Here is a 17,660-nt window from a genome sequence, read left to right as displayed (position 1 = left end):
AAACACGATCTAAATCATAAAATAATGATATTGTTTAAATTGACTCACTAAAATGGCTAGGTTTGGGGGCGTGCACGCTATACCTGTTTAAAATGAGTGTGTAAAATTACTCGTTTTCTATCATGTACACTGGTGAAAGGATTCCTTTTCGATGTCCAGGCCTCCCAAGATTAACAACACATTACTTGTCAGGCATATTGCCCAGTCGGGTCTGATCACCTGCACCACCGATACAACCGCAGACAGTTTGACTAAGCTAATGGCCGATAACAAGATAGGCTGTGTTGTTGTCTGTGAAAATCGCTTACCGGTCGGTATTGTTACCCGTCGTGATCTGATCGGGCTCTGGATTGATAAAAACAACTCCGCCCGCGTGAAAGAGTTTATGTCTTCACCGGTCTTCACCGTGTCTGAATGGGAGTCAGTGGATGAAGCCGGGCTGAGATTTATCTCTGAAGAGGTACGCCACCTCGTTGTCACTAAGACATCCGGTGAAGCCTGTGGCATTATTTCTGAAACGGATGTAGTCAACAGTCATGGACTTGAGCATGACCTGTTCCTGCGCTCGGTGGATGAGATTGCAGACCATTCACCGTTTTCAATTGATGGCAACAACACGGTTATTGCTGCGTTACAAAAACTAAAAGAGTCCGGTAACTCTGCCCTGCTGATTACTCAGCATGATGAGGTCTGCGGAATTTTTACCGAGCGGGACGCGGTTATGCTGCTGGCTCAAAATAAACAGCATCATATCCTTAGCGAACTGGGTGGTAACACCCTGGTGACCGTTGAGCAGAGCTTAAGTTTATACAACGCCCGTAAAGTGTTTAATCAGCATCAGTTTCAGCACCTCGCCATCACCAATCATCAGGGCAAGATCACCGGTCTGATCTCCTACTCCGATATTCTGCAGAGCGTAGAAAACGATTATGTTTATCGCCTGAGGGAGATGCTCAATGATCGCGATCGCGCACTGGAAAAGTCCCAGCACAGCCTTAAACTCGCGGACAAAGTCATTGAAGCATCGATGGAAGCGATTGTTATTTGTGATAAGAACGCGCGAATTCTACGGGTAAATCCATCATTTACAGAGATTACCGGTTATAGCAGTGCAGAAGTGCTGGGTAAAAACCCCAACATTCTCAGCTCCGGTCGCCACAACAAACTATTTTATAAAGAGATGTGGCAAAGCCTGACAAAACTGGGGTTCTGGCAGGGTGAGATCTGGAACCGTCGCAAAGATGGTGCGGTATTCCCGGAATGGCTCAGCATCACTTCGATCAGAGATGACGGTGGAAATATTTCGCAATATGCATCAATTTTCACCGACCTCACTGAGATTAAAAAATCTGAAGCCCGCATCAAGCGACTTGCCTACTTCGATGAGCTAACCCGTTTGCCCAATCGGAAGCTGTTTAATGACCGCCTGCAACTCTCCCTTGGCTATGCCCGGGAACATGAACACCGTATCGCTGTAGCCTATATTAATGTTGATTTTTTCCAGCAGATTAATGATCTGCATGGTCATGAAACGGGCGATAGAGTCTTGATGGAGATCGGCCGACGAATAGAACATCAACTGGATGAAGGCGATACCGTTGCCCGCTTTGGCGGCGATGAGTTTAATCTGATCCTGACCGATGTCGATGACACTCCTCACATCAGTGAGTTTCTCAATCGTTTGTTGAGCACGGTTAACCAACCGATTCTGATCGATGATAAAGAGCTAAAAGCCACCATCAGTATTGGCGTAAGCTTCTTTCCCACCGATGCAGACGATGCCGAATCGCTGCTTAAATGCGCCGATTCTGCAGTGCATCTGGCAAAGGATTTTGGACGCAACAGCTTCCGTTTTTTCTCTTCAGAGCAGCACCGGATGATTCAGTCCCGCTATCAGATGGGCAGTGATCTGCAGGCGGCAATCGATAACGGCGAATTTCAGCTGTACTACCAGCCCAAGGTCTGCCTTAAAACAGGCAAGCCTACCAGCTGCGAGGCACTATTGCGCTGGCTGCATCCACAACTGGGCTTCATCTCACCGGCGGAATTTATTCCCCTGGCAGAGGATCTGGGGCTGATCAACCGGATCGGTCACTACGTTATTGAAGAAGCCTGTCAGCAGATTGCCACATGGCGGCAAGAGGGCGACGATATAAATGTGGCCATTAACGTCTCCGCCAAACAGTTTCAACAGGGCGATATCGCCGAGCAGATTCTTGAGACCCTGCAACAACATAATGTCCCTTCCCACCTGCTATCGGTGGAACTGACTGAATCCTGTTTTCTCTATTGTCCGGAGGAAACCAAAAAAGCGATCAACACCCTTCGTAGCCAGCAGATCCAGGTGGCCATTGATGATTTTGGCACCGGCTACTCCAGCCTCAGCTATATCCGCAATATGGAGCTGGATATTCTCAAGATTGATCGCAGTTTTCTGGTCAATCTGGAGGAATCCCATGTGGATCGGGCAATCGTCACATCCATTATTGAGATGAGCCATGTGCTGGGTCTGAAAGTTGTCGCCGAAGGGATTGAGCATCAGCCACAAATGGACATTCTCAAAAAGATGAAATGCGATCAGTTACAGGGGTTCCTGCTGGCCAGGCCAATGCCTGCAGACGCCTTCATCAACTGGCATCAACACCAAACAGCTTAACGCTACCCCTGGCGACTGAAGTGAGCGATAGCCTGATCTAAATTAGACCTCGCGCTGTCTGTCAGTCCCTCCTGCAACGCCCATTCATAGCCTCTGATTGCCAGCACATACACCTCCGGCTGCACCTCAAAACAGAGCTGGCAGGTGGCCATAATCGACGGAATAGAGATCGCATGGGAGGTGAAACTGAAATCCAGCCGGGCGCTGACCGGTTGCAACAAAAATAACTCAACCGACGGATCTTTAGTCGCATCGATAAACAGCACCCGGGTCTTATTGCTGATCAGATCGGCATCTTCAAGAAACAACTGGTAGTTGCGCACTGTCTCAGCTTCAGGACAAACCTCTTCTGCCTCAAGCCAATCGATAAACGCCCATCCCAGTCCATCATCCTGACGGCCCACATTACCGATACCATAGATGAGGCAGTCGGCACGGTTAAAGTCCGCCAGTGACAGACCGTTCAGCTTAACGTCGCTGTTTATCAACAACCTTGCCCCCTACATCATATAGCGAGACTTCCAGAGGCATCTGCCCCAGTGCATGGGTGGCGCAACTCAGACAGGGGTCGTAAGCACGTATTCCCACCTCGATCGCATTCATCATCCCTTCGGTAATCTCCGCATTACCGCTGATATAATCCTGCGCTACCGAGCGAACGGTACGATTGATCACCGTGTTGTTCTGGGTAGTCGACACAATCAGGTTAGCAAAAGTAATCTCACCCTCTTTGTTAGCCCGGTAGTGGTGCAACAGGGTCCCGCGGGGCGCTTCGACAACGCCAACGCCCTCACCGGTCCAGTCGTTATCCCCGGGTGTCATCAACAACTGATCCTGTTGCAGGTCCGGGTCATTCAACAGCGCTTTGATCAGCTCGGCCGAGTGGATAATCTCAATCGCACGAGCCCAGTTGGTGTGCAGCGTCATGTTGTTCGACTTACCATTGGTATAAGCGTGGAATTTTTCCAGTGCCGCCTGTGCCAGCGGTGTAGACAGGGATTGAGTGATATTCATCCGTGCCAGCGGCCCCACCCTGACAGAGCCTTTTTCCCGCCCCAGCTCTTTAAGGAAGGGAAACTTCATATAGCTCCACTCCTCCGTCGCTTCGGAGAAGTGATCAAGGTAATCGTGATAATCAAACTCGCGCACGATAGTCTTGTTTTCGTCGATAACCCGAATCCGGCCGTGATAGTAATCAACATTGCCCTCGTCGTTCACCAGACACATATCCAGTGCCGGAACCACCGCGAAACTATCGACCTGCTGACGATGCGTCTCATGGAAATGATAAAACAGATTCAGCCCTTCCTGAGCGTACTCGATCACCTCATCGATAGAGAGCAGCCCCGCTTCCCCGTTGAGAAAGCGATCCCGCTCTTCGACAGTGATATTTTTACTCACCCCACCCGGAATCGAGCTGATGCCGTGCATCCGCTTACCCAACACCGTTTTAATCAGCTCCTGTCCCCATTTACGCAGAGCCACCACCCGTTTTACCAGCGCCGGATCCTGCTCCACCAGCCCGAGCACATTACGCTGCTCTGGTGGAGCGTCCATACCAAATAACATCTCCGGAACGATGAGATAAAAATACGCCGTCACATGGGATTGCAACTGCTGCGCATAATGCCCCAGACGACGGACTTTTTCCGGGGTGGGTAACATTTGAATCCCTTTGCCCAGCCCAACACCGACCATATCATCCAGCGCTTTAGCACCACACAGGTGGTGACTGACAAAACAGATACCGCAGATCCGTTGCAGCAACATCGGCGCTTCCCAATAAGGGTGTCCCTGAATCAGTTTTTCAAAACCACGAAACTCCACTACATGCAGTTTGGCATCGGTGACGTTATTATCATCATCCAGCTGAATGGTGACCTTGCCATGCCCTTCGATACGTGTAACAGGATCAATAACCAGTTTTCGACTCATCTTATTTTTTCCCTTCGGTTATACGTATCAGTTAATCGTAACGGTTGATCGACGCAGGCAGATCAAACGGCCGCCCATTAATCAGATCATCCAGCACTTTAAGTATGGTTGCACCCTCTGGCGGGCAGCCAGGAATAAAGTAATCCATCTTCACCACCTCATGACAGGGGAAAACCTTGCCGGTGATTCGCGGGATATCTTCATGATAAGGGATGGTGGGGATCGCATCAGACACTGCGGTCACTGAATCCACATAGGCCTCGTTCAGGCAATCACTCAGTTGCACCTCATTACGCATCGCTGGAACTCCCCCCCAAACCGCACAGGCGCCCACCGAAATGAGAATATCGCAGTTCTCACGAAACTCGATCAGGGTTTCGACATTCTCTTCATTGGCAACCCCCCCTTCGATAAAACCAATCGCACAGCGCTCAGGAATCCGCTTAATATCGGTGAATGATGAACGCAGAATAGTGACTTTATCCAGCAGCCCCAGCAGCGCTTCATCCATATCCAGCAATGACAGAGTACAGCCCCAGCAGCCGCACAGGCCGATCATCGCCACTTTAATTTTTTCATCTCGCGCAGCCTGCAGGTCCGGATCCATTGGAGTGGCCGGCAGATCATGGGAATAGGTCTGGTTTTTGTTTGATTTACTCATGACCGCTCTCCGCTGCACTGTCCTTTATGTCTAACGCCCGCTCACGCACCGATTGAATCTCAAACTTGCGCTGTCCGATCGGGTCATTAAAACCGACACCCTTTTCAATGATACAGCCCACCGGGCAGATCTCGGCAGCCTCGCGCACCTGCTCAGGGGGCATTCTGTCCGCCAGCGCGATATCAATCTCAATCTGTGCTGTGGTACCGCGCCCTCTGATACTGAAGATCTTCTGGTCTGTAGCTTTATCACGGATAAATTCCACGCAGCGTTGGCAGAAGATGCAGCGGTCACGTTCCAGCCAGAGATGCTTGGCGGCAACCTCCCGTTCGCGCAGCGGAAAACGATAAGGAAAACGAGAAACCACCATACCTAGCTCGTAACCGGTGGCCTGCAGATCACAGCGACCACTTTTTTCGCAGCTTGGGCAATTATGGTTGCCCTCAACAAAGAGTATCTCAATGAGCGCCTTGCGCATATCCAGCAGATCCGGCGCGTTAACCTCCACGTTCATCCCCTCTGACACTGGCAGAGTACAGGCGGCAATAATATGACCATTCACCCGCACGGAACAGACGCGACAGGTTCCCAGGCAGGGTTTGCCTTTCAGATAACAGAGTGTCGGAATATAAACACCGTTTTCCGCCGCAACATCCACCAGGTTTGTTCCGGCTTCAGTGGTAACGGATTCACCGTCGATGATGATCTCAATACTCATTTAATCGCCTCCGATGCATGATTGAGCTCTTTTTGAGTCAGCTCTATCCGTGCCTGTTCGTTATCCATCAATGCAGCCTGAAGGTCAAACGATGGTAGTAAAGCGCCCTGCTGTTCTGTCAATTTTGCCTGATAGATCTCGGGGAACTGCTTCAAAGTCGTCAGAATAGGATTAGGTGATGTCCCCCCCAATCCGCAGCGGCTGGTACTGCGCACCAAACTGCCCCAGCTGACCATCTCATCCAGATCCTGCTGACAGGCTCTGCCCGCCATGACGCGTTCAACTTTATTATGCAGATCGACATTGCCTGCCCGACAGGGAGTGCAGATACCGCAGGATTCATCGACAAAAAACTGCATAAAGTGTTTCACGATACTGAGCAGATCCCGTGAATGGTTGAAGATCATCAGCGAACCATTGCACGCGAGATCACTGTAACCAAAACAGCGCTCACCGCTCTTTTCCACCGCAACACACTCGCCGGAGGGCCCGCTGATCTGCACCGCCCATGGATCGATGGCGCCCACTGAGCTAAGCACCTGATTGAGCGTGGTTCCCCACTCAACCTCATAGATACCAGGACGATCACAATCACCCGAAACACTCATCAAACGGCTACCCCTGGAGTTCTCCACCCCCAGACTCTGATACCAGTCGGCCCCCTCCTGCAGTACCCGGGTTACTGCAACAAGTGTTTCGACATTATTAACGCAGGTGGGCATACCCAGATAACCCTGTTCTACCGGATAGGGTGGTTTCACCCGGGGTGTGCCACGCTTGCCCTCGCAGGACTCGATCAGAGCTGATTCATCGCCGCAGACGTAGGCCCCGGCCCCCATCTGGATACGGATATCAAAATTAAAACCAGCGCGGCCTAGGATGCTATTGCCCAGCAACTGCTGTTCTCTGAACAGTTGTAGCTGTTTTTCCAGAAAGGCTTTGAGGTAGATATACTCCTGGCGCAGATAGATAATGCCTTCTCGGGCACCGATCACACTGGCGGCCAGCACCATCCCCATGAACACAGCTTGCGGTGAGCGGGTTAGCAACGCGCGATCTTTAAAGGTGCCGGGTTCGCCTTCGTCGGCATTACAGATAACATATTTAGCCGCCCCCGCCGCCTCGCGACATAAGCGCCATTTCAGCCCGGTGGAAAAACCGGCCCCGCCATGCCCCCTCAATTTAGCGGCGGTAATCGTCTCGATGACAACATCAGGCCCTACGTCCAAACAGTGATTCAGGAGTTCAGGAAAATCATTAGGCTGCTGAAAAAAGACCGGACCGGCCTGATGAATGGTGGTCTCCACCAGCTGATCAACATAGGCGATATCATCTTTTGGCAATCCGCTCGGATTAGCAATCTCTTCAGGAGAACGACCCTGCTTTAACTGGCTGATAATGTCGGATACTTTTTCCGGCGTCAGCCGGGTAAATACGACCTCATCAACCAGCATCACCGGCTCCTGATCACTGAGCCCGACACAGGGGGTTGAATACAGACCGAAAGTGCCCGTCGGATCCATTCCCCCGATTGGGGCACCGCTTTCCCGTTCCAGCGCCGCCTGAACCGCTTGATAACCATTCATTCTGGCGATAACCGTATCACTCAGGTAGAGGGTATATTTACCGCTGGGACGGTCATGAAAGTAGTGGTAAAAAGAGCGGGTTTCACGCGCATCGTTGAGCGACATATTCAGCCCATTGGCCAACTCCGATAGCGCATCATCGGGGATATAACCGAACAGGTGATGCAAATCCCAAAGCATATCAAGCAGACGGGTTTGGTCGGCCTGATAACGCTGAATGATTTTCGGGATCTTATTATTCATATTTTCAATCCTTAGAGACATTGCGGCAATGGGCTGAAGGGTTGTATTGAGCCGACGCCCGGCATCATCTAATAGTAGTTGCTGATAGAGGAAGAAGGCTGCTTTGTTACCCACTTTACGTGTAATTTCTTCGGCTGACGTTGATATAAATCGCCACTTCATGCAGAAAACTAAAGATTAAAACATTTGTATGAATTTACTTCATAACACTATCTGCGTTTTTGTTGGCTAACACCAACGTCCTTGCCTACATTGATTGATGAGCGCTCAAGGGGTAGCGGATTGCACCCCGGTCTGAGGAACAAGGAATACGCAAAATGAGCGATGAAATTGTAACCAGTACCGGCCAATGGTCCTTGGTGGTTCTGCGAGCAACCCAACATAGTGTAAAAGTCTGGGCTGGCACGCTGTTCTCTACCCTGAAGATGCCGGACCACGCCAGAATCGAACTGATATCGCCCGACAACACGGTCGTCCATGAGATTATCAGAACCGACTGGAACCGGCCCTTCAGCAATATTCGCAAACGCTTTTACATAACCGCCAGTTTTGCCGACCTTCAGCCTGGCCAGCACTATGAACTGCGCTTTTCAAGACGTATTGAAGCGATCGTGGGTATCCGTGAAGAGTCCTGGCAAACGCTGCGTACGGCTCAGTTCGACACCCTGCCCGCGCAATTACCAACCACCGGGCAAAAGCCGTTTACGGTCGGCTTTGGCAGCTGTTTCTATAACCACCGGGATGGTGGCCAGGCGGCAGGATCGTACAAAGCACTCTATGACCGTGGCGATGCCAGCGTTAAACCCGATATCACCTTCCTTACCGGCGATCAGGTCTATCTGGATATCGGCTTTGACTCACTCTCGTTTGTTTCCAGCGAGATCCGCCAGCGAGTGGCGGATGACTATGCGCTGCACTGGCAGGCGCTGGGCAGCATTCTTAACCGGGGGGCAACCTGGATGCTGCCCGATGACCACGAATACTGGAATGATTATCCCTTTCACGATTCACTGATCCCCACTCTGCTGGCGTTAAAAATCAACAACGTAAGAGAGACCTGGACCAAAGCAGCCATTGATGGAGTCCAAAGAGTTCAGCAGAGCCCGCGACTGGACTTTTTTAACCTTGGTGACGCGCTATCCTTCTGTCTGGCGGATCTGCGTTCCTATCGAACAGACGACACCTTCCTGCCGACCGCTGATTTTAAGCGTCTGACTGACTGGGCCAGATCACTCACCTGCCCGGGTGTTTTGGTCATCCCTCAGCCGCTGATTATTGAAGAGAATAAAACCGAACGAAACCTGCTCAGTTTTAAAACCCAGTATCAGCAACTGGTTGAAGCACTGGGAGAGAGTGGCCACGATATTGTGCTGCTCAGTGGCGACGTGCATTTTGGCCGTATCGCTATTGCACAACTCGGGCCTGAGGGCGGTCGCCTGGTTGAGGTTATCGCCTCACCGTTATCCAACCTTACCGGCCTCAATGGTATCGCCACCGCAACCCCCAGCTTCAAACCGAAAAAGTTCCCGGACCCAAATCTGTTCAGCGTTCCCGGCTGGCAGGCTAAACCGGTGCAATATGACCAGTCATTCGCGGTCAGCACAAAAGAGGGACGGCTGTTTTCCGCCTATCCAAAATCACGTACCCGTGAACACTTTATGACCGCCAGCTTCAGCCAGACAGATAATGGCAAGGTGATGTTAAAAGTTAACGCCTGGCGTGTACGGGAACGTGATAGCAACAACCTGCCCGCACGGGATTTTGAAGAGTACCAATTGAACCTGAAATAATAACAATCAAAGCCGGATTAGCTATCCACTTATCTGCACCAAATGGGTGTAGAACCGCCACGTAGGAGCTCGCCATGAAACCGATCGCCTTGCCGCTCGATGAAATCAAACCCCACTATGATGTTGTCGTTATTGGTTCCGGTTATGGTGGAGGTATCGCAGCTTCACGAATGGCCCGGGCCGGAAAACGTGTGTGTTTACTTGAACGGGGCCGGGAGATTCTCGTGGGTGAGTTTCCGGACACCGCCAATGAGGTGTTCAAAGATATCCAGTTTCATACCGCTGCGGGTCACATCGGCTCCCGCATCGGCCTGTTTGATATCCATGTCAATGAACAACAAAATGTCGTGGTCGGCTGCGGCCTGGGCGGCACCTCACTGATCAACGCCAATGTATCACTGGAGCCCGATCCTGATGTATTTGAAGACGACTGCTGGCCGCCGGAGATTCTGCAGCATAAGGACAGCTTCCTGAAAGAGGGCTATCAGCGGGCACGGGAGATGCTCAAACCCACTCGCTATCCCGATGACTGGCCTGCCCTGGCGAAACTGGAAGCCCATAAAACCTCAGCCGCAGCGATGAATCAGCCTTTCTGCCGCACCCCGATCAATGTCACCTTTCACGATACCGACAGTGGGCTTAATCATGTAGGGGTAGAACAACAGGCCTGTACCAATTGCGGCGACTGTGTATCGGGCTGTAACTACGGTGCTAAAAACACCACCCGCATGAACTATCTGCCCGATGCCTGGAATCATGGCGCAGAGATTTTCTGTCAGACCGATGTTCGCTACCTGCAAAAAACCAATACCGGCTGGCTGATTAACTACCAGGAAGTCGAGGTTGGACGGGAAAAGTTCGATGCGACAACGCTGTTTATCCGGGCCGATATCGTTGTTGTATGTGCCGGTACACTGGGTTCTAACGAGATATTGTTACGCAGCAGAGACCAAGGATTAGCCATGTCAGGTCAGTTGGGGAAAGGCTTTAGTGGCAACGGCGATATTCTCGGCTTCGGCTACAACTGTGATCAGACCATCAATGGCATCGGTTTTGGCAATCTGCCACCCACTGACCGGCAACCGGTTGGCCCCTGTATCACCAGTGTTATCCGCACAGATGAAACCGACTGGCATCAACGGATGATTATTGAAGAGGGCTCCCTCCCCGGTGCCATTGGCAACTTTCTCCCCACAGCTCTGGCCGCTGCCGCAGATCTGATCGGTGAGGATACCGATAGCGGCGTCCTGGATACCTTGCAGGAAAAAGCCAGAATCACCGACAGTATGTTCCGTGGCCCCTATCATGGCGCGATCAATAACACCCAAACCTATCTGATCATGAGCCATGACAAAGGTGACGGGCAAGCCGAACTGATCAATGACCGTCTGCGCATCCGCTGGCCAGATGTCGGCCAGCAGGAAAACTTCGCTGCCGGAAACAACAATCTGCTCAAAGCGACAGCTGCGCTGGGAGGCAAGTACGTGGCCAACCCTTTGTGGACCCCGCTGTTCAAACAGAGCCTGGTGACCGTGCACCCGCTGGGCGGCTGTAATATGGCAGCCAATGGCTCGCTGGGGGTCGTCAATCATAAGGGCCAGCTGTTTAACGGAACAGGAACATCTGTCTATGAAGACCTCTATGTATCCGATGGCTCCGTCATACCCACCTCTCTTGCGGTAAACCCGCTGCTGACAATCAGTGCCATCAGCGAACGTTGCTGTGCGCTGATCGCGGCAGATCGCGGCTGGAGCATAGATTACACACTGCCTTCCGCCCCGGTTAACCCGCACCCATCAAAAAAACTGGGGCTGAGTTTCACCGAATCGATGAAGGGCAGGTTCTCGCGGGTGGCCGCCGCAGAAGAAACGCTGACCACCTATAAGAACGCCGCTATTAACGGCTCAGCAACACCAATGGAGTTTCTCCTTACCATTCACTCGCACGATCTGGAAACCATGCTGCATAGCGAAGACCATGCAGCGCAGATCAGTGGCACCGTAACCTGCCCGGCACTCTCCGATAAACCCTTGAGTGTCAGTGAAGGCAATTTCAATCTGTTCGAACAGATGCCGTCGCCGCCCGACACCCGACATATGATCTACAGTATGCAGTTAACCAGTGAGACAGGAGAACTGTTTTACTTCAAGGGTTATAAGCTGATTAAAAATGACCCCAACGCTCTGCATATCTGGGCGGACACATCGACACTGTACGTCTCAGTTTATAAAGGGGTCGACGCAAGCGGCCCATTGGCGGGTAAGGGCATTCTGCATATTATGCCCGCTGATTTTGCCGTGCAGATGACCACCATGGAAGTGACCAATGCGGAAAACGTTGAAGAGCGGCTTAAAGCCATAGCCCGCTTCGGTAAGTTCTTTGCGGGTATTCTGTATGAAAACTATGGGGGTATTTTCTATGATAGTCACTGCGCCACCCCTAAAACCCCGCGTAAGAAAAGAGAGTTACGGGCACCCATTCCTGAGATTCACCCCTTCACAACCGATGACGGCGTGCACTTATTGCTAACCCGCTATCAGGGCGGCACGAAAGGGCCGGTGATGCTGGTTCATGGTTTAGGTGTCGCCTCCTCTATTTTCTCAACCGATATGATCGACACCAACCTGGTCGAATATCTGGTAGCCCATAACTACGATGTCTGGCTGATTGATTGTCGGGTCAGTATCCTGCTACCCGCAGCCAGGCAGCGTTCCAACGGTGATCAGGTTGCCAACTATGACTATCCGGCAGCCGTCAATACCATTCTCTCGCACACAGGCGCAGCAAGCCTTCAGGCGGTTGTTCACTGTTATGGCGCCACAACGTTCTTTATGTCGATGCTGGCGGGACTTCAGGGGGTTCGCAGCATTGTCTGTTCGCAGATCGCAACCAACCTTGTTGTGCCTGCGACAACGGCGTTGAAAACCGGTCTGCATCTGCCCTCATTTTTAGATCGGCTGAACGTAAATCATCTGACAGCAGAGGTACCCGAATCAGGCTCTGTACTGACACAACTGTATGACAAGGCGCTCGGGTTATATGCGATGGCTGAAGCACAGGGGCGCTGTCACAGTGAAACCTGTCATCGAATCACCTTTATGTACGCCTCTCTTTACAAGCACAGCACGCTCAACGAACTACTACACGATAACCTTGATGAACTGTTCGCCGAAGCCAATATCGGCGCGTTCGAGCATCTGGCGCTGATGTGCCGCAAAGGCACTCTGGTTGATGCCGATGGTCATGATGTTTATATGCCCAACCTGGCTCGGCTCGATCTGCCCATCCTGTTTATTTCCGGCGCTGAAAATGAGTGTTATCTGCCCATGAGCACAAAACTGACCTACGATATATTGTGTCAGCATTACGGCACGGGGCAATACAGCCGGGAGGTGATTCCGGGCTATGGCCATATCGACTGTATTTTTGGTAAAGATGCGGTTATCGATGTTTATCCCCAGATGCTGGAGCATCTTGAAAAAACAGCACTGCAATAAACAGCACTGTAATAAACAGCATAAAACCACGCTCAACTCATAGTAAGAACCATAAACCCGATCAACATCAGTCCGTTAATCAGGTAGAAGGAGAGTTACCATGCAGATCGATTTTCACCACGGAGCAACCTACGTTATCGCGCGATTATCCGGCTTCGGTCATGCCAAAGCCGAGATCATCGCCCATGCCGCGCAATATGTTGACGATGCGACCAATGATGGCCTGATCAGCTTCGATAATCTGGCGATGTATAAACGCATCGCCTCGGCCCATAAAATGCTCGACTATAAAAACATCGAGAGGCTGGCGAACCATCAGGTGTGGATCCCCTTTCACTTTCTACCGGGAAACGAAGGCAAAGCAGCGGGACTGAATCCTGACGCTGATTTTCGTCAAAAAATTGTCTGCAAACCCAACAGTTACGTGGCAAAAGATATGGTGCGTGCCTGTATTGAAGATGCTAACAAGCCCAACGCCCTGCACCGCCTTGGCATCACCATGCATGTCTATGCGGATACCTGGGCCCATCAGGGGTTTGCAGGGATCAACGACAGGATCAATCTGGTACTGGATGTACTCGATGAAAATAACAATCCAGACCCCGGCCTGCTGGATAAAGTTAAAGATTTCTTCTCCGACCGGTTTGACGATATCACCTCAACCTTTGTCGGAGGGATGCTGCCCCTCGGGCATGGTGCCGCACTGAGCTATCCCGACCGTCCCTATCTCAAGTGGCACTACACCAATGGCGAAGGAACTTATATCGAACGTGATAACCCTCGGGATTTTTTGCAAGCCGCCGATGAGATGTGCAAAGCGATGCGGTGCTTTCAGCTGGGAGATGCCGACGCCAGCGTTGCCGGACTTACCCAGGAGGACAAGGTAAAACTTGATACGATGTTTCGCAATACTGTGGAGGAAGATGGCGACAAGCGCCACAAAGTCTGGCTTAAAGCGATCGAGAATGGAGAGTTCGGTTTTCCGGCTGAAAAACTGGAATATATCGCCAAGGGTAGAGGCTCCTGGAAATACAAATCGATCAGCGACACCCGCTCAAAACAGTTAAACAATCAGGTTTTTGCCTATCATCCCTCTTTTCTCGACAGTGACTGGAAGCATTTCCATGACGCGCTTCTGGCCCACCGCTTTGCGGTGATTAGTGATATTCTGCCCCGTTACGGCATCAGTGCGGCATAACCTCTGCTCTGCTGATCTGACCGTTGATATATGAAAAAGCCCGCTATCATTGGCGGGCTTCAGATAATCTTAGCAATAGTGAACGTGTCGGTTATTCATTCGGATAGCGGGTCGCTTTAAGGCTCTCTTTAATCTTCTTAAGGTGCTGATGAAAATCGACCCCACGCCGCAGGGTTACTCCGGTGGCGAGAACATCCAGCAGGGTTAACTGCACGATGCGTGATGTCATGGGCATATAGATATCGGTATCTTCCGGCGTCGGCGCCGCCAGCAACACCGTACACTCTTTCGCCAGCGGTGAGTTTTCCGCAGAGATACCAATCACCGTGGCACCATTCTCTCTGGCGATCTTAGCAACATCCACCAGCTCCCGGGTACGACCGGTATAAGAGATAACCACAAACACATCACCGGTGTGCGCCGCTGCGGCCACCATGCGCATCATCAGTACATCTTCATAGGCTGCCACGGGCAGGTTGAAACGAAAAAACTTGTGCTGCGCATCGGTAGCAACCGGCCCGGATGCCCCCAGCCCTAAAAACGAGATCTGCTTCGCCTGAATAAGATAATCAACCGCTTTACTAATCAGCCCCGCATTCACCCCTTTACGGGCAATATCCAGTGCAGCAATAGTCGAGGTGAAAATCTTATCGGTGTACTCTTCGGTTGAGTCATCCTGCTCTACAGTTCGGCTGACATAGGGTGTGCCACCCGCCAGACTCTGGGCCAGCTGAATTTTAAAATCAGGATAGCCTTTCGCCTCAAAGTTACGGCAAAAACGGTTTACCGTAGGTTCACTCACTGAGGCAGCCTGCGCCAGGGAGGCGATACTCAATCGCGTTGCCGTCGCCGGATCACCAATGATGACATTGGCAACTTTACGCTCTGATTTATTTAACGATTCCAGACGATCGTAAATCTGCTCTAACAGGTTCATAGCTTCTTTACTCTGTTCAAGTAGACTAAATGGTGGTTATTTAACTACATTTAGTAATATAGCGGTGACTATACCGCTGTACAATCGAAGCTGCCAGCACTTCTGTGGCTCACTTCAGAATAGTTTCAGGGATGATTTTTAACGCTCTCAGACCAATTATGTTGTTATATTACATATATAATAGTTGAAATACAGTAAATCATTGCATAATATACGCACATAATTTGCCTTAATAACTACAAAATACAGGTTCAGCCATGTCTATTGTTAATACCTCCAGCGACATAGTGATATTCGGTGCCATGGGTGATCTGGCGCAACGAAAACTGATCCCTGCACTCTTTCAGCTAGAAAGTGCAGAGTTGCTGGGACAAGACACACGCATCATCGGTGTTGCCAGACACGATGAAGACAACGACAGCTTCTGTAACATCTGCGAAGCAAGCCTGAACAAGTTCGTTAAGACCCACGAACTGGAGGCTGAAGCACTGACACGCTTTCTGGCAAAAGTTGAGTACTGTCCTGTTAACTTCACCGAAGCTGATAGCTATCAGGAACTGAAAAACAGTCTGGATATGAGCGCCGAGCGGGCTCGTATTTTCTATTACGCCACACCTGCATCTATCTATGGCTCCATCAGTAAAAACCTGACCAAGAGCAACTGCATTAACACCAACAGCTGTGTTGTACTGGAAAAACCGATTGGCCATAACCTGCGCTCCTCCAATGAGGTTAACGATCAGGTGGCCGAATATTTTGATGAAACCCAGATCTACCGTATCGATCACTATCTGGGTAAAGAAACTGTACAAAACCTGATCGCTTTACGCTTTGCCAACCCACTGTTTGGTTCACAGTGGAATCAAAGCCACATCTCTCACGTTGAAATTACCGTGGCAGAGAAAGTCGGCATTGAGGGCCGCTGGGGCTACTTCGATAAAGCGGGCCAGATGCGGGACATGGTACAAAACCACCTGTTACAGTTGCTCTGCCTCACGGCGATGGACCCACCGGATGACCTGTCAGCCGATATGATCCGCAATGAAAAGGTGAAGGTACTGAAAGCCCTGCGACCTATATCAGCGGAGATGTGCAACACACATGTGGTGCGTGGACGCTATACAAAAGGCCTGGTCGAAGGGAACCCTGTACCCGGCTATATGGATGAAGAGGGTGCTAATCCCGACAGCAACACCGAAACCTTTGTGTCGATAAAAGCTGAGATCAACAACTGGCGCTGGGCCGGAGTCCCCTTCTACCTGCGCACCGGCAAACGACTGCCAGAAAAGCTCTCGCAGATAACGATCCATTTTAAGCCGCAACCGCACTTCATCTTTGATGAAAGCCAGCGCCATCTGGCACAGAACAAACTGATTATCCGCCTGCAACCCGAAGAGGGAATCTCCCTGCAGATTCTTAACAAAGACCACGGGCTGAATAAAGGGATGCGGCTACGAAGTGAATCGCTGAACCTGAACTTCTCGCAGTCATTTGAACAGAACCGGATTCCCGACGCATACGAGCGACTACTGCTGGAAGTCATTCAGGGCAACCAGTACCTCTTCGTTCGCAGGGATGAAGTGGAACATGCCTGGAACTGGTGTGACCAGTTAATGGAGCACTGGAAACATGAGAACAAAGCCCCGCTGCCCTATGCAGCAGGAAGCTGGGGCCCGAAAGCAGCCGACCTGATGCTAATTAAAGATGGGAATAGCTGGTATGAAGATCAGTGATCTGAATTTCCCGGATAATGTAAAGGTCTGCGCATTTGACTCCAGAGAAGCGCTGACATCAAACCTGTCAGAGCAGATTGAAACAACGCTCAGTCACGCAATTAAACACAGGGGCAGAGCAAGCCTTGCGCTATCAGGGGGTTCGACACCGATACCGCTGTTTAATCGCCTGAGTAAAACTCAACTGGCGTGGAATTCAGTGACTGTCACCCTGGTTGATGACCGCTGGGTCAGCCCGGACGAACCCGACAGCAACGAGAAACTGCTACGCACGCATTTGCTACAGGGCAATGCCAGCGCGGCACGCTTTATTCCGCTCTGGCAACCCGGGTGTTCGGCTGAAGAGGCGACAGAGCAGTGCCATCAGCGCTTATCCTCCATTGATGGCAGTCTCGATCTGGTCATTCTGGGTATGGGTAATGATGGTCATACCGCATCGTTGTTTCCCTGCTCTGCGGAACTGGAGTCAGCACTTTCCAGCACGGCAGACTGTGTAGCCGTTAACCCAACCACAGCGCCCCACGCCAGAATGACATTAACTCCAGCAAGACTGCTGAATAGCGAGTCACTGATATTACATATCTGCGGTAACGACAAGCTGGACACCCTGGCAAAAGCACTTGCGAGTACGCCCATGTCAATGCCCGTCAGCCTGTTTTTACAACACCCGATGACCATTTACTGGGCGCCATAGACTCAAAGCATT

12 protein-coding genes are annotated in these 17,660 nt (G+C 51.1%); 6 read left to right on the top strand and 6 right to left on the bottom strand.

Annotated elements, in window-relative coordinates:
- Positions 1-151: 151 nt before the first annotated feature.
- Positions 152-2,656 (top strand): EAL domain-containing protein, encoded by a 2,505-nt coding sequence (locus tag Q0499_RS20735; RefSeq protein ID WP_299203858.1) that lies wholly within the window; start codon positions 152-154, stop codon positions 2,654-2,656.
- 2 nt (positions 2,657-2,658) lie between these two features.
- On the opposite strand, the gene Q0499_RS20730 is transcribed toward Q0499_RS20735, so the two are convergent.
- The 5 genes from Q0499_RS20730 to Q0499_RS20710 are packed head-to-tail and all read right to left on the bottom strand — an operon-like array spanning position 2,659 to position 7,961.
- Positions 2,659-3,147: a hydrogenase maturation protease gene (locus Q0499_RS20730; protein WP_299203855.1), complete on the bottom strand. Its 489-nt coding sequence runs from the start codon at positions 3,145-3,147 to the stop codon at positions 2,659-2,661.
- Positions 3,125-4,591, bottom strand: a complete 1,467-nt coding sequence (locus tag Q0499_RS20725; RefSeq protein WP_299203852.1) for a Ni/Fe hydrogenase subunit alpha — start codon at positions 4,589-4,591, stop codon at positions 3,125-3,127. Before Q0499_RS20725 ends, Q0499_RS20730 begins: the two co-directional genes overlap by 23 nt.
- A gap of 31 nt (positions 4,592-4,622) precedes the next feature.
- On the bottom strand, positions 4,623-5,252 hold the full coding sequence (locus Q0499_RS20720; protein ID WP_299203849.1) for an NADP oxidoreductase: 630 nt from the start codon (positions 5,250-5,252) through the stop codon (positions 4,623-4,625).
- Positions 5,245-5,970, bottom strand: coding sequence for a 2Fe-2S iron-sulfur cluster-binding protein (locus Q0499_RS20715; protein WP_299203846.1), 726 nt, complete (start codon positions 5,968-5,970; stop codon positions 5,245-5,247). The genes Q0499_RS20720 and Q0499_RS20715 overlap by 8 nt, the downstream gene beginning before the upstream one ends.
- Positions 5,967-7,961, bottom strand: coding sequence for an NAD(P)H-dependent oxidoreductase subunit E (locus Q0499_RS20710; RefSeq protein WP_299203843.1), 1,995 nt, complete (start codon positions 7,959-7,961; stop codon positions 5,967-5,969). The genes Q0499_RS20715 and Q0499_RS20710 overlap by 4 nt, the downstream gene beginning before the upstream one ends.
- A 155-nt stretch (positions 7,962-8,116) precedes the next feature.
- Here Q0499_RS20710 and Q0499_RS20705 point away from each other — a divergent pair, with 155 nt between their 5' ends.
- From Q0499_RS20705 to Q0499_RS20695, 3 genes are all read left to right on the top strand, one after another.
- Positions 8,117-9,589 carry a hypothetical protein gene (locus Q0499_RS20705; protein ID WP_299203840.1) on the top strand — a complete coding sequence of 491 codons (1,473 nt, stop codon included), beginning with the start codon at positions 8,117-8,119 and terminating at the stop codon, positions 9,587-9,589.
- 74 nt (positions 9,590-9,663) lie between these two features.
- Positions 9,664-13,086 carry a GMC family oxidoreductase N-terminal domain-containing protein gene (locus tag Q0499_RS20700; protein ID WP_299203837.1) on the top strand — a complete coding sequence of 1,141 codons (3,423 nt, stop codon included), beginning with the start codon at positions 9,664-9,666 and terminating at the stop codon, positions 13,084-13,086.
- 100 nt (positions 13,087-13,186) lie between these two features.
- Complete coding sequence (locus tag Q0499_RS20695; protein ID WP_299203834.1) at positions 13,187-14,284, top strand: DUF6765 family protein; 1,098 nt, start codon at positions 13,187-13,189, stop codon at positions 14,282-14,284.
- A 91-nt stretch (positions 14,285-14,375) separates the two neighbouring features.
- On the opposite strand, the gene Q0499_RS20690 is transcribed toward Q0499_RS20695, so the two are convergent.
- Positions 14,376-15,221, bottom strand: coding sequence for a MurR/RpiR family transcriptional regulator (locus Q0499_RS20690; protein ID WP_299203831.1), 846 nt, complete (start codon positions 15,219-15,221; stop codon positions 14,376-14,378).
- Between the two features lie 257 nt (positions 15,222-15,478).
- Here Q0499_RS20690 and zwf point away from each other — a divergent pair, with 257 nt between their 5' ends.
- Entirely contained in the window at positions 15,479-16,954 is a 1,476-nt protein-coding gene (zwf, locus tag Q0499_RS20685; protein WP_299203828.1) for a glucose-6-phosphate dehydrogenase, read from the top strand.
- On the top strand, positions 16,941-17,648 hold the full coding sequence (gene pgl / locus Q0499_RS20680; RefSeq protein ID WP_299203825.1) for a 6-phosphogluconolactonase: 708 nt from the start codon (positions 16,941-16,943) through the stop codon (positions 17,646-17,648). The genes zwf and pgl overlap by 14 nt, the downstream gene beginning before the upstream one ends.
- Positions 17,649-17,660: the final 12 nt, after the last annotated feature.

It is taken from the genome of uncultured Amphritea sp. (assembly GCF_937127095.1).
Lineage (GTDB): Bacteria > Pseudomonadota > Gammaproteobacteria > Pseudomonadales > Balneatricaceae > Amphritea.
This window is presented reverse-complemented; position numbering and strand designations above follow the sequence as displayed.